Origin of the sequence: Candidatus Methanoperedens sp., from assembly GCA_012026795.1 — an archaeon.
Taxonomy (GTDB): Archaea; Halobacteriota; Methanosarcinia; order Methanosarcinales; family Methanoperedenaceae; genus Methanoperedens.
Map to the genome: position 1 here is coordinate 1 of VEPM01000043.1, position 14,034 is coordinate 14,034.

General features: G+C 39.8%; 11 protein-coding genes and 1 tRNA gene. 9 read left to right on the forward strand and 3 right to left on the reverse strand.

Translation table 11 applies throughout. The features are described 5' to 3' along the window. Window positions 1-196: 196 nt before the first annotated feature. Window positions 197-1,399, forward strand: coding sequence for an IS21 family transposase (locus FIB07_16810; GenBank protein ID NJD54509.1), 1,203 nt, complete (start codon window positions 197-199; stop codon window positions 1,397-1,399). Window positions 1,400-1,403: 4 nt separating this feature from the next. Then, the gene (locus tag FIB07_16815) at window positions 1,404-2,171 is read left to right on the forward strand and encodes an AAA family ATPase (protein ID NJD54510.1); all 768 of its coding nucleotides are present in this window, start codon (window positions 1,404-1,406) and stop codon (window positions 2,169-2,171) included. Window positions 2,172-2,716: 545 nt separating this feature from the next. On the opposite strand, the gene FIB07_16820 is transcribed toward FIB07_16815, so the two are convergent. After that, window positions 2,717-4,180 (reverse strand): caspase family protein, encoded by a 1,464-nt coding sequence (locus tag FIB07_16820; GenBank protein NJD54511.1) that lies wholly within the window; start codon window positions 4,178-4,180, stop codon window positions 2,717-2,719. 282 nt (window positions 4,181-4,462) lie between these two features. Here FIB07_16820 and FIB07_16825 point away from each other — a divergent pair, with 282 nt between their 5' ends. After that, on the forward strand, window positions 4,463-4,948 hold the full coding sequence (locus FIB07_16825) for a hypothetical protein (protein ID NJD54512.1): 486 nt from the start codon (window positions 4,463-4,465) through the stop codon (window positions 4,946-4,948). Window positions 4,949-5,225: 277 nt separating this feature from the next. Here FIB07_16825 and carA read toward each other — a convergent pair whose 3' ends face one another. Then, on the reverse strand, window positions 5,226-6,323 hold the full coding sequence (gene carA / locus FIB07_16830; protein NJD54513.1) for a glutamine-hydrolyzing carbamoyl-phosphate synthase small subunit: 1,098 nt from the start codon (window positions 6,321-6,323) through the stop codon (window positions 5,226-5,228). A 107-nt stretch (window positions 6,324-6,430) separates the two neighbouring features. Here carA and mch point away from each other — a divergent pair, with 107 nt between their 5' ends. The 4 genes from mch to FIB07_16850 all read left to right on the forward strand — a co-directional run bounded on the left by mch (window position 6,431) and on the right by FIB07_16850 (window position 9,493). Then, window positions 6,431-7,390 carry a methenyltetrahydromethanopterin cyclohydrolase gene (gene mch, locus FIB07_16835; GenBank protein NJD54514.1) on the forward strand — a complete coding sequence of 320 codons (960 nt, stop codon included), beginning with the start codon at window positions 6,431-6,433 and terminating at the stop codon, window positions 7,388-7,390. Between the two features lie 51 nt (window positions 7,391-7,441). Then, a complete protein-coding gene (locus FIB07_16840; GenBank protein NJD54515.1) occupies window positions 7,442-8,605 on the forward strand; it encodes an NAD(P)/FAD-dependent oxidoreductase in 1,164 nt (387 codons plus the stop codon). Window positions 8,606-8,810: 205 nt separating this feature from the next. Next, entirely contained in the window at window positions 8,811-9,329 is a 519-nt protein-coding gene (locus FIB07_16845; GenBank protein ID NJD54516.1) for a hypothetical protein, read from the forward strand. 54 nt (window positions 9,330-9,383) lie between these two features. Continuing rightward, window positions 9,384-9,493, forward strand: a tRNA-Tyr gene (locus tag FIB07_16850). Between the two features lie 87 nt (window positions 9,494-9,580). Here the strand turns inward: FIB07_16850 and FIB07_16855 are convergent. Further along, window positions 9,581-12,292 carry a DUF4332 domain-containing protein gene (locus FIB07_16855; protein NJD54517.1) on the reverse strand — a complete coding sequence of 904 codons (2,712 nt, stop codon included), beginning with the start codon at window positions 12,290-12,292 and terminating at the stop codon, window positions 9,581-9,583. Between the two features lie 412 nt (window positions 12,293-12,704). Here FIB07_16855 and FIB07_16860 point away from each other — a divergent pair, with 412 nt between their 5' ends. Together FIB07_16860 and FIB07_16865 are read left to right on the forward strand one after the other, a co-directional pair. Next, the gene (locus FIB07_16860) at window positions 12,705-13,619 is read left to right on the forward strand and encodes a ribonuclease Z (protein NJD54518.1); all 915 of its coding nucleotides are present in this window, start codon (window positions 12,705-12,707) and stop codon (window positions 13,617-13,619) included. A 34-nt stretch (window positions 13,620-13,653) separates the two neighbouring features. Next, window positions 13,654-14,004, forward strand: coding sequence for a hypothetical protein (locus FIB07_16865; protein ID NJD54519.1), 351 nt, complete (start codon window positions 13,654-13,656; stop codon window positions 14,002-14,004). Window positions 14,005-14,034: the final 30 nt, after the last annotated feature.

Here is a 14,034-nt window from a genome sequence, read left to right on the forward strand (position 1 = left end):
GATCAAAGGGTTATAGAACGCTTGAGCCGTATGAGATGAAAGTTTCACGTACGGTTCTTAGAAGAGGAAGGACGGGCAACCGTTCTTCTTTATTCGGCATTTTCTCCGGGTTAAAAATCCCCAGTTGACAATCTTGGGTTAATAATCCCAGGATTGGAGACAATGATTGAAACGGAGGAATGGTTTATGATAAGAGATGCATGCGCAGGGTTTGAACATTACCGAAATATCCAATAAAACCGGATTTGATCGGAAGACCGTAAGAAAATATTTGAATTTAAGAACAATACCACAACCAAAGAAAAGAGCAAAAAGAGAGAGCAAGCTCGATAACTACAAAGATTACATCATAAAGAAGCTTAACGAAGGGCCTTATACAGCGGTCCGACTGTTTCGAGAAATACAGGAAATGGGTTTTACTGGAAAAATCACAATAGTCAGTGATTTTGTAACAAAAGTTCGGCCAGAACGGGGAGTATTTGCCACATTAAGATACGAGACAAAACCGGGAGTCCAGGCACAGGTCGACTGGTCAGAATTTGGGAAAGTAGGGATAGATGGTAAAATTCAAAAACTATACTGCTTTAACATGATACTTGGTTATTCAAGGATGAGGTATATTGAATTTACGCTAAGCATTGACGTATATTCCTTGATTAAGTGCCATATGAATGCGTTTCGTTATTTTGGTGGATACCCAAAAGAGATACTCTACGATAATATGAAACAAGTAGTGATAACCAGAGCACTAAAATCAACCGATTCGGAATGGAACACCAAATTTGAGGACTTCTTCAAGCATTATGGATTTATTCCTCGCTTATGCCGCCCCTATCGACCCCAGACAAAAGGTAAGGTAGAAAATACAGTCGGGTATGTTAGGAGAGATTTCTTCCTTGGCGGGAGCTTTAGCTCGGTTACAGATATTAATACCCAGTCAATCTCATGGCTAAATAGGGTAAATTCCAGCATACATGGAACAACACATGAGATCCCTCTTGAACGTCTTAAAGCAGAAGAACTAAAACCAATAGACGGAGTTCCTGAATATCTTGTTATCCATGAAGAGACAAGGACGATATCAAGGGATTGCTTTATTTCATACATTGGGAATCAATATTCTGTTCCATATCGATTTGCAGGCAGAGAGGCTACACTTGCTATATTCGATGGCAAATTTAGTGTTATTGTGGGCGGAGAACATGTCTGTGAACATGAAATACTTGCAGGAAGCGGCAGGGTATCGAGAATCAAAGAACATTTCAAAGGATTGATATGTGAAATCCTGAAGGAAAATAAAGCTGCCATGAACAAACCAGGGCAATCGATATTGAAATTTGAAAGTATTGATGTGGAAAAACGTCCTCTTTCAGTTTATGAAGCTTTCAGTGAGGAATGAAATCATGAGTAATCTTGCTTATGAACGACTTCATGCAAACCTTGTTAAATTGAAACTGAGTACTGTCAGCACTATTCTGGATAACTATCTGGAAATTGCTGCAAAGGAGGGAAAGACTACTATGGAGGTTCTCGATTATTTGATAGATCAGGAAAAACATGCCAAGGATGCCTCATCACGGGAAACAAGAATGAGACTTGCTGGTTTTCCTGCAAAAAAGAGACTTGAGGATTTCAATTTCGAGTTTCAACCATCGATTGATAAAGCAGTTATCAGCGACCTTGCTTTGTTAAGATTCATTTATAATGCAGAAAATGTGGTTTTCCTTGGTCCTCCTGGTGTTGGGAAGTCTCATCTGGCAGTTGCTATTGGTATTGAAGCTGTTCAAGCTGGTCTTTCGGTATATTTTACCAATGCAGGAATCCTCATTGAAAGACTGAAAAAAGCAAGCAGTGAAGGGTTACTTGAAGATAAAATCAGGACTCTGGCAAAATACAAATTGCTAATAATCGATGAGATGGGGTATTTGCCTTTTGATAACGATGGTGCCAATTTCTTTTTCCAGCTTGTATCCAAACGCTATGAGAAGACTTCTACCATCTTTACTTCGAATAAATCCTATGGCGAATGGGGTGAGATATTCCATGACCAGGTCATTGCAGCAGCTTTGCTGGACAGGATATTGCATCATTGTACCACGATCAATATCAAAGGAGAAAGCTACAGACTTAAAGATCGAAAGAAACATGGGTTGACAATTCCACGAAAATGAGGCTTACTTCTTGTTAGAAAATTTGACAGTTGAGAGGAAACTTTATAATGAGGTGGGGAAATTTAAACCGGAGAAAGTGGGGAATTTTACACCGGAGATGACAGCGGCATATTAATCAATAAATCGCATGGCATAAAAAGGCACATAATCATTTTTGACAGGATTTACAGGATCGACAGGATACGATTTATATAGTTTATCCTGTAAAATCCTGTCTATCCTGTCCGAGCACCGGAGGCTCAGCCTCCCACAGTAAGTACGCGCCCGCAGGTGGATTCGGGCAGAACCCATTGGGGGCGTGCTTGGTGCGGCGCTCGTCACCGAACATATTAAACAATTATGTTCAAATGCAGTTACGTTATTAGGGGTTTCTGAGGATTCCTAAGCGCGTCCGCGCTTGCCTTGGTTAATATAGAATAAAGCCAAATGAAACGGTAGGCTTGGCTAAATATAAACTAACTACAATCTGTCATAACTTCGTATTTTAAAAAATGTGTAAACAAAAATTCATTAGCAATTTTTCAATAGAAATAGAAAATCGTAATTTAAAAATCAAAACTTTTAAATGATGACGAAAAAATGCCAATCAATTCGGCTATCGGTATAGTCTGGAAAAATTTTCTTGCAAGACCATTTTCATTAGAAATTGCTAATCTAGCTTCTTGTGGCAGATTAATAAAATTAATCGTCCATTTTGTTAAACCTTTCATTTTAGGTGATACTATTAAATATGATTGATCTTGGTTGAGTTGATATTCCTTGATAAAATATTCTTTCTCTTCAATAATTTCTGCAATAGTATCAAAATCGAAGTTCCCATTGAACGTATATTCTACTGAATTCCATTTCAATTGATTTTGAGTATCAAGTGAGTTAAATAAATCCATGATGACAGGTGTAAATAAATCATTGGTGATTGTCAATTTAAATTCATTTTCAAAAGGACTTTTCGATTCAATTACAAATTTTCCAAATGGCATATAGTATTCCCCATTTTCTTTTATTTTAATCTGGCTGGGTTTATAATATTTAATCAGAATTGTAAATAGGCTACTAATGAATTTTTCCTTATTTTTAATTGCTTTCTCTTTTCTCTCTCCTTTGGGCACTTCTTCATAATGTCCAGTAGGGTTATCGAAGTCGTCATAGATATCTATCCATCGTGGTGAGAAAAATTTTGATGCTAATGCTATACTTTGTGCACTCCTTTCAGTAATACTGATTTCAGATTCTTTAGAAAGAGGGTCTGAAATTTCAGGATTATTAATTCTAAATTTCAATGTGCCAACTAATTCCATCTGCATATTTGGAGTCTGAAATTTATTATTTTTAATTGCCCAGCTTGAAACGTTTTTAGTAACATATGTGCTTAAATCTTCGATTGTAATTATTGAATCGCCATCTGAATCAGCATTCCCTTTTAAGCCCTCGATTAAATAATAACTGAAAACACTCATAAATTTATCATCGATAAAATACGACTGTTCATCACTTTTACATGATGCAAATACGACCCATCCTTCTGATAGATCGGAAAACAATGAATTCTCAAAATTCTTACTCATTTCAGAAAATCTTTTCCCAGTTCCGATGCCAGAATGACAACTATCAATTATTAACATTTTTCTTTTTGCTCTACTATTATTCAATTCCTCTTTTATTCTTGGAATGGAAATAGAAGTATCTGAAGGAAAATTAATGTCGGTTTCAAAAGTGGCTAAATATCCAATTTTACCATCAGAAAAACCATGTCCTGAGAAATAAAAAATAATTGTGTCTTCTGATTCTGCTATTCTGCTTATATATCTTACTTTTTTTAAGATATCCAATTTATGTACTTCTTGAGTGCTATCATTTCCAAGTATGTTAATATTGGTATCTTCCATTCCAAAATGTGTATTGAAAAGTTCTTTCATAGCTGCACAATCATTTGAGGTAAATGGTAAACTTAATATATCTTCAGATTTATAGTTTGGAACAGCAAAAATACCTGCAATATAATTTCCCATTTTATCACTTCACAGTTTCCAATATATTTATGATGTTTGTTCGTCTTTAGGGTATATAAAATGATTCTTGAATTTGTAAACAAAATTAATATTTGTCTTTGATATAAAAGTAACTTCAATTAGCTATAACCCCTTATTAAATTATATATTTTGGGTTGTTTTTATACAATCAAGTAGGAAGTGTTGTACATTTGACCTTAACCACCAAAACGATTCGAAACCCATAAGAAAAACATAAATACCCTTCATACAAATTATAAAAGTAGTAAAGGTGGCAAACTCATGGACAAACTATATGAACAATCAGAAACGGGCTGCTGCCCGAGATTCGATCCCGGGCCATGGGAGGATAAGGAGATAAAATTGCAGGATAAGCTGTTCCTCAAGGATCAGGTGAGGAGTTTTTTGCATATCCCGTTAAATTTCGATAAAATAATGGTAAAAAACATGGCCAAGATAGAGGCCGCAGGTGCCCTTTCACCTGAACCCCTCCTGCTCTCCGATGAAAAATCAATGTGGGGATCTGATGTCTATATTGCCGTTAGCAAAGAAGTGCCGGGAGCGCGGATGGAAAAGATATCAGGGACTTTTCTTTCGAAAGTTTTTGAAGGGCCGTATAAGAATATGGGCAAATGGGCAAAAGAAATGCAAGGGCATGTGAAATCAAAAGGCAAAGAACTCAAAAAGATGTACTTTTTCTATACCACATGCCCGAAATGTGCGAAATATTATGGGAAGAATTATACAGTCATCCTGGCTCAGGTTTGATGCTTCAGGTAGCTTTATAAACTTTTAATTTCAGCACCATGTTGTTCTTTCATATGACTGAATATAGAGCTCATCATTTCAAATTCTTTCCTGCAGAAAGTGCACACGAAAACTCGTGGATAGTGTTCTTTAGTACCCTCATTGTTCATCATTTCACATCTCCTTTAGACCTTTTCATCATAGTTATGATGAAATAAGTACCTAAGAGTATCTTGTATTTAATAAAGCTGGCGGTCGGATGTGAAAAATATATTGAAGTTGGCTCAAGTTTGAAGCTTCATTTCACCAGTACCTTCAATTTTTTTGTAGTCTCAACCACCCTGTCAAAGAAAACCTTCTCTGTATCAAGAGGCCCTGGATTCGCTTCAGGATGATACTGGACTGACATAATATCGAGATCCCTGTGTTTTAGCCCTTCAACAGTCCTGTCATTGGTATTGTACTGGGTGATAGTAATCTCTTTTGTATCAATGCTTGATTCATCAACCGCATACCCGTGATTCTGGGATGTAATATGCACGATACCCCGTTCCATGTCCTTCACTGGCTGGTTAGCACCGCGGTGGCCGAATTTCATTTTATAAGTCCGGGCGCCGAGGGCAAGGGATATGATCTGGTGGCCAAGGCATATCCCGAATATGGGAAGCTGTCCAGCTAGCTCTTTTACCACAGATATCCCATTTACCGCCTGCTGCGGATCACCCGGGCCGTTTGAGAGAAGTATTGCATCAGGCTCATAATTCATTATATCTTTTACAGGTGTTGTTGCAGGAACTACTGTTACATTGACTCCCCTGTTGTTCAGGCTTTTGATAATGTTTCTCTTTACACCAAAATCCATTACTACGATATTATCCCCGTCTTTTTTGCCTTTCATTTGATACGGCTGTTTGCAGGTGACTTTACCTATCAGGTCAAGACTGCCAATATCTTCCTGTTCTCTCGCAAGTCTTACAGCCTCTTTGCCGTCATCACTGCCTGCTATTATTGCAGCCTTCATAGTTCCGCGTTCCCTTGTTTTGATAGTGAGCATTCGTGTATCAATGCCCATTATCCCGGATTTTCCTTCATCTCTCAAATATTCATATATGGATCGTTTGGACAGGTGATGGGATGGATGATCGCATGCCTCCCGGACCACAAGCCCTTCAGCCTGCAGATGATCTGATTGGAAAGTCTCACCGCTTATGCCGTAATTTCCTATGAGCGGATATGTGAACATCAATATCTGGCCCTTATAAGATGGATCGGTCAGAGCTTCCTCATATCCTGTGTACTGGGTAGTAAAAACAAGCTCTCCCTGGACGATGCCCTCTACGCCAAGACCTTCACCTATAACGAATGTTCCATCTTCAAGCCCGATAACTGCTTTCATGGGTGCTTATCTGTAAAAGCACCGTAAATAGATTACGTATTCGATTATCCGATCAAAATAAGCAGATTTATTTATCAGGAATATGAGATTGAATGCGTGATCAGATTATGATAAGTGTAAATGAAACCGGACTCTGTGTGTTTAATGAAATGCTTGATTTTGCAAACGAAATGAATGTTGAGATACATGAACAGAAAAACGGTTCCACGGTTATTGATGCAGGAGTGAACGTAGCCGGGGGTTATGAAGCAGGTTTATACCTTTCAAGGATATGCCTTGCAGATCTCGCAGACCTGGAATATACTACATTTGACCTGGGAGGGATCATGATTCCGGCTATCAGGGTCAGCACCGACCACCCCATAGTCGCATGCATGGCTTCGCAATACGCAGGATGGCGCATCAGCGTGGGAAAATATTTTGCCATGGGTTCAGGCCCTGCCCGTGCCATTTCCCTTAATCCGAAGAAGCTCTATGCAGAAATAAACTACAAGGATTCTTATAGCGATGCTGTGCTTGTACTTGAATCTGATAAGCTTCCGCCTGAGGAGGTCACGGAAAAAATCGCAAAAGACTGCAATGTTGACCCGTCCGATCTTCATATTGTGGTTGCACCTACTGCTTCCATCGCAGGGTCAGTGCAGATATCAGCCCGTATCGTTGAGACCGGCATCCATAAAATGGAATCTATCGGTTTTGATATAAACACCATTAAAAGCGGTTATGGGATCGCCCCCATATCGCCAATCGTCGGGGACAGTACAAAATGCATGGGCTCAACAAATGACTGCATCATCTACTGCGGAAAGACGTACTATAACGTGAGGTATGATGTGGAGAAAGTGAAAGAACTGATCGTAAAAGTGCCTTCAGGAACATCATCTTCTTATGGCAAACCCTTCTTTACGACCTTCAAGGAAGCAGGATTTGATTTCTTCAAGGTGGATGCAGGTGTTTTTGCGCCTTCCGAGATCACAATAAACGAGCTCAATAGCGCCAAGACCTTTACAAGCGGTAAGATCGATCAAGAGGTACTCATGAAATCCTTCGGGATTTCAAGACTCTAACTTCAGGGCTAATTACAACAATTTTTAAATATAACACCCCTTTTAAGGCGTATGAACTATGATGTTGTAGTGATTGGCGCCGGTCCTGCAGGCGCTATCGCTGCAAAATATGCTGCCTTAAACGGTGCAAAGACCCTCCTGATAGAAGAACATGCAAGTATCGGCTCACCAGTCCAGTGTACGGGTCTTATCAGTACAAAGGCGCTCAGGGAATGCGAGATGTACGAGGGGAACTTTGTTCTTTCAAAAATAAGGGGGGCATTCGTGTATGCACCCGGAGGTGAAGAAGTCTGCATCAGGGGGAAAGATATAAAAGCGTATGTAATAGACAGGAAAATATTTGACAGGTCTCTTGTTGAACTCGCTCTGGATAATGGGGTGGATATTCTCATGAAAACCCGTTTTACCGGGATGGATGATGGGAAAATATCAATAATTTCAAACGGGGATAGGAAAGAAATTTCCGGGGATATTATCATCGGGGCAGACGGCATACAGAGCAGTGTTGGACGGGTGGCAGGGCTTCCCAGATGTGAAAAGTTCCTATCAGGGATACAGTTCGAAGCCCCTTATATCCCTAAAGACCCGGAATATGTGGAAATATTTACAGGAAATGAGATCGCCCCTGGATTTTTTGGCTGGGCAGTTCCATTTTCCGGGATGGCTCGTATTGGTCTTGCCAGGAATCAAGGACTTCCTGCCCGATATTATCTTGAAAAACTCCTGAACCACCCCATAGTTGCTTCAAGATACAGAGGCTCACGGACCGAACACGTTGTCGGGGGCATTCCTCTTGGCCCGCCGAGAAAAACCGTATCTGGCAGGGTCATGCTTATAGGTGATGCGGCAGGACAGGTAAAACCTACATCCGGTGGGGGAATTTACATGGGAGCAATCTGTGCAAAAATCGCAGGCGAAGTCGCTGCAAGAGCATCAAGAAAAGAATGCACACTTCCGGAATATGAAACAAGGTGGCGAAGCGCTATTGGCAGGGAACTTGAGATCGGTATGAGGATACATAAAAGTATCGGGAAATTAAGTGATAAAAACCTGGATGAGTTCATAACATTCCTCAATAAACCTGAAATAAGAGAACTCATAACCGAACATGGGGACATGGATCATCCATCAGTCCTTCTGCAAAAACTATTGATGACCGGAAATAAGTGGCAGCTCATAAAATTCATGGGAGTTGCTTTTAAAACGCTATTTTAATCCGTTTAAATTGCCCCCTTCCCCGTTTGTGTTGTGTGGCTTCCAACGGCTTTGGGCGGTTCCTGGTAAACAACCTGTGGATATATCATTATTAAACAATAAGGTTATATAGTGGCTATGAACATCATCATATCATCCCGACGCAATCATTAATCCTGGTGGTATATGATTTTGACTGGGGTGGAAAAAAGGAGGATTAAAATAGATGACGCAAAACGTAAAGAATATAAGAATTATTGGTTGTGTTCTATTGGTAATTGGATTGTTTTTACCAATGATTTCTATCAATATCTTAGGTATATCTAAAGGAATAAGCTTATTCGATATAGTAACGAACATTCAATCATTATCACTTCTTGGCAATGCAAATGATATTATTTTCCTGGTCTATGCACTATTTCTAATATATTTAGCTGCAATAATAATTAGTGGCTTAGCGATAATTAAAAATAGCAGTAAATTTACATTTATATCTGGTATCTTAGCATTAGTATATTCTATCATCATTTTTCTTGGAGTTCAATACGCAAAATCTCAGCTTACATCAACTGCCAATACCGATCCATTTTCCAATGCCATTGGCGCTGCTGCAGCAAGCATGTTCAACGTTGATATTGGAGTGGGAGCCGCGTTTGCTTCTTCAGTGCTGCTTTTAGGAGCAACTCAAATCAATAAGCTGTTAGGAACATCATCACAACCTTTGCCTGATACTTCTGGGAAATAAGTTAAATGAGGGAACGAAAAGGGTTAAGTATATTTGTGCTTATTGAAGGGTAATCCTGCCTTAACTCAGTGGCTTAGAGTGCGCGGCTGTAGTATGGATAATGTGCAAGCACATAATACCGCGCAGGCACCGCGAAGTCCCCGGTTCGAGTCCGGGAGGCGGGATATTTTTTTAGTTTTCTAATTAGCGTCCATCAGTGCTGAAAAATTTCTACTTCAAAGCACATTATAAAGTGTTGATCCACATTTTGATTATATTATAACTGAATGATTATCTACAACCATAAGTTTTGTTTTCCTGGCCTCCTGCAACCACTTCTGAACGGTTTCACAAGATGGTGATTGCTCCACCAAGGATTGTACTTTGTTTACCTGGTTCAACAAATCTGCAAGTTCACATGGATTTCTTGCTTTCCGAAGAGCTTCAATCGAGCCATAATCAGCTGCTTCCAGAAGATTAATCTGCTTTGTATCCTTTACGATGCGCATCAGATCAGCCAGAAGTGCCCAACGCAGCAGGAGTATGGTACTGATGCCGAGCTTTTTCGCAAGTTCTTCGCGTGCTGATAGAGTATCAGCTTTCATGATAAGGTCGCAAGGCGAAACTATTCCTTGCTCCTTTAATTGCTTGGCGAAAGCCTCCTTGATAATTGTCAGGCCTGCCAGGGGTAGCAGATCGGTTGAATCCGAAGTTTTTTGGGAATCATACTTTTGTTCATACTTTTTGATCAATTCAGCAAAATCTACTTCTGTCTCCTTAAACTTACGTACTCCTTTCAAGGAAGGATCGATCTTCGCCCATTGGATGATATCGCCCCCTCCTTCGATGGCGTATTCTAGGTTGTCTAATGCTTTTTTATAATTGGTATGCTTGTTGTCCTCATTTGTCTTATCACCCACAATCGAGTGGTCACCCAAAATCGAGTAGTAGCAAGCCAAATTGTACCTAACCCGAGGAGCTAGTTTAGAGTACATTCTTTCCATGCTATCGATCTTTAATTTAGCTTCATTTATCTTGCTCTGATCTATTGGGCATTGATATGCCAGGTCTACAAGGATTGATGCATGCATGATATTTGCATTCGGCTCAATTGATTCTAAAAACTTTTCCTCATGGATTGTTTTTAGCAAATTTCGAGCTTCTTTTTCTGCTTTATTCAAGAATTTTTTTGCTTTATCTTTGTCTACTTTTGCCCGTCCATCATCGTCTCGAAGCTTAATGCTCTTGTAATGGTAGGCGGCCGCCAGTTGATATGTTGCTATATACCACACGGCATCTCCACGAAACTTTTTAGATGTCTCGTATATGTTTAGCTCATGATTTTCCTCTTTCACAATGAATTCGCCGGTTCTACCATCATCTATTCTTAGAGTTACCTTATTTTTTCCATTGTTAAGATTTAGCGATAGATAATTTGTATCTCTATATACTTTAATAGTCTTATCATTATCGATTTTCTCGATTTTTGCTGAATCGACCCAATCAATATTAAAACTCTGATTTAGAAATTCTGTGAGTCTTTCGCTATCATTTCCTGGAATTTCGTCCCAGCTAAACAAATATTTATCCGCCATCTTTTTTGCCATCGATAATCGCTCAATTGCACGATCATAATTTTTATCTTCGATGTCCAGATAACCGAGGTTTAACAAAGCACCATAATTATTCATATCTTGATTTTGAGCTTCCACATATAGTCGTCGCGCTTTGTCCTTCTTACCTTCAAGCTCCCAGCGAACACCAGCCCGGAAGTATGCATAACTATTCCAAACATCTGTTCCTAAAAGGGCAAACTTTTCAGTATCTTTCGCGATAATGTTCCTGATTTTTTCCCAGATTTCATATGATATCCCTTTTTTAATTTTACTATGGGATCTCAACTGGAAAAATGCCCAGATCGCTGCCGGTTCTACCAGGCAATAGTAAGATGATGGTCTTTTGTCTTCCACCACAGACTGTTCTGCCAGCTTTATAATTGTATCATAGTCTTTCTGCCAGATAGTAGTATTTCCCAGGATTTCCCCTGTCTGACTATTCACCATGGATAATGTCAATCCAGCACCACAACTCCCCGGCTTCTCCAGATAACCTGATATCGTGATAACACTCGATGGAAATATCCACTCAATCAAATTTGACACCATCTTTATCCGCGTTGAAGTACCCTTAATGTCGGCAGGAATTTTATTGTCATACCCCTCAGTTACTATATGTACGTACCCATGCCCTAATTCCTGTCCTATTTGCATAAGTGACCCTTCCACCATCGCCATCATTCCGGTACCTATTTCCATATCTGTTGCTCCTTTGTCGAAGGCTTTGATGTCCAATTTAGGTTTAAAGAAGACGCCCTTTATCCATGGCCAAATCCGCCATCTCAGGATATATAATCCAAGAACGAAAATTACAATCTCTGCCAGAGGCTGTCCCCATATCTCTATCCAGTCTCGTATGTCTCCCCATAAAAATATAGATCTCCCAGGAAGATATTCAAGGTCTCTGGGCACATTAATGCCTGGATTATCCTCTATGACTTTTTTGAGTCTGACTGCTGCTTCAGTATAATAACCAAGATTGGCCAGGGTCTGCACCGCAGCGAACTTATCATCGCTCACTTTCTCAAGAGCCACTTGAGCAGGGATGTAACTCGGATCCTTCTTCAGAGCATCCACATACTGTTCGCGAGCCTTCTCAAATTGACTGGCATTTTCATAAGCTTGACCTATCTCATATAAATTTATTGCCCAGGAACTCTGTGCTTTCACGATTCCGTCCTGCGCGCAGGTAAGGTTTGGGTATTTCATCAGCAAATCAGTGTAGTTGGCCTGAGCTTTCTCATACAATGTCGCATTTAGCAACGCATTGGCTACTTCGCATGGTTCCTGCGCTACCGCATCACCTGTTAACAATAATGCTGTAATCATTGCAATGAGAGCATATTTCAAAAATTGGAATCGTTTCATTTCTATTCACCACTTGTGGCATACATTGAAATTCACCTGGACATTACCTGAACAATTCTTCTGGTTCAAACTCAATTTCCCAATGCAGAGTGTCATCGCATTCCTCAATTATAAAATATAAAGTAATTCTATATATATTTTTCCTTTTATAACAATAGGCGAATGAGCTATTCGCTTGTAAAAGTTGTTTAATGCATATCAATAATCGAGCACGAGAGAATTATTGGAAGAGAGATATTTTTTAGTATTTTTATTGTTACGATTATTCTGACGCATAATGTCAATTAAAATTTCTCCACCTTTTGATAGCAGTCTCATGAATATGTTCTGAAATTTTCATTTTCTACCCCGTGAACGTTGTTACTCATTAACAAACTCACCTATTTAAATCCCCAGCGCAATTAAGCACTTCATGTTTCGTGTAACTTTTCTTGGCACAGGCGGATCGCTTCCAACGCCAGACCGCAACCCATCTTCTGTTTTTGTCAACAGGGAAGGTGATATGATGCTTTTTGACTGCGGGGAGGGGACCCAGCAGCAGATGATGCGGGCAAAGACTGGCATGAAGCTGGATTCTATTTTTATCACACATTTCCATGCTGATCATTTTCTCGGTATCCCCGGCCTTATCCAGACCATGTCTTTTAATGGAAGGGAAGAACCGCTTGACATATACGGCCCTGTGTGGACAAAGCAATTTGTAAATCTATTCATCCAGCTCGGGTTTTACAAACTCAGTTTTGTAATAAACGCCCATGAACTACAGGATGGAGATATTATTGATAAAGGAGAATATTCAATTAAAGCGGTTGGAACAGACCACGGTATTCCAAGCCTGGGCTATGTGCTTCAGGAGAAAAAACGCGTGGGAAGGTTTAACAGGGAAAAAGCAATAGAACTTGGTATCCCGGTGGGCCGCCTGTTCTCAAAACTGCAAAATGGTGAACCTGTCACAATAAACGGAAAGACGATCCTGCCCTCACAGGTGATAGGTGAGAGCCGCCCCGGAAGGAAGATGGTGTATTCCGGGGATACAAGGCCATGCGAAAACCTGGAAAAAGAAAGCGCGGGATCTGACCTGTTGATACATGACAGCACCCTTGGTGAGGATTTGAAAGACTGGGCTCTTGAAACAAAACATTCTACCTCAAAAGAAGCAGCCCTCGTCGCAAAAAATGCCAGAGTAAAGCAATTGGTGCTCACACACATCAGTTCAAGATATAGTGAAAAAAGGGATGTGCTGCTGCATGAGGCTAAAAAAGTCTTTAGAAATTCCATAATCGCGGAAGAATTGATGGAAATAGAAGTACAACTTTGTGACAAATAGAAATAAATAGATGTATGCACATATTTTATAAGTGATGGGTTTGAACACAGTCAACACAGTAACAACATTCAGGCTGGATATCGAAAGGGTAGCTCATGCTCTTGATCTGGATGAGTATAAAATAAATGAAGCAAAGAAAACAGGAAAAAGCACAATGATATCCCCTAAATTCTATAATAAAGGAATTTACAGGGTACGAAATATAAATAATGCGCTTATTGAGGACATCGCAGTTAACATAGATAAAATAGCTGCGGTCACCTACGATGGTCTTGTCAGGGAACTTGGCGAGGATTGCGTGGACAAAACCCTCTGGAAAGATGTGCCTGAGGGTGAAGCCATATTTTTCTATTCCCTCAAGCTTGAAGATGAATTTATCAAATAAGAATTTTGTAAAGCCTGATTTTTATTCTTC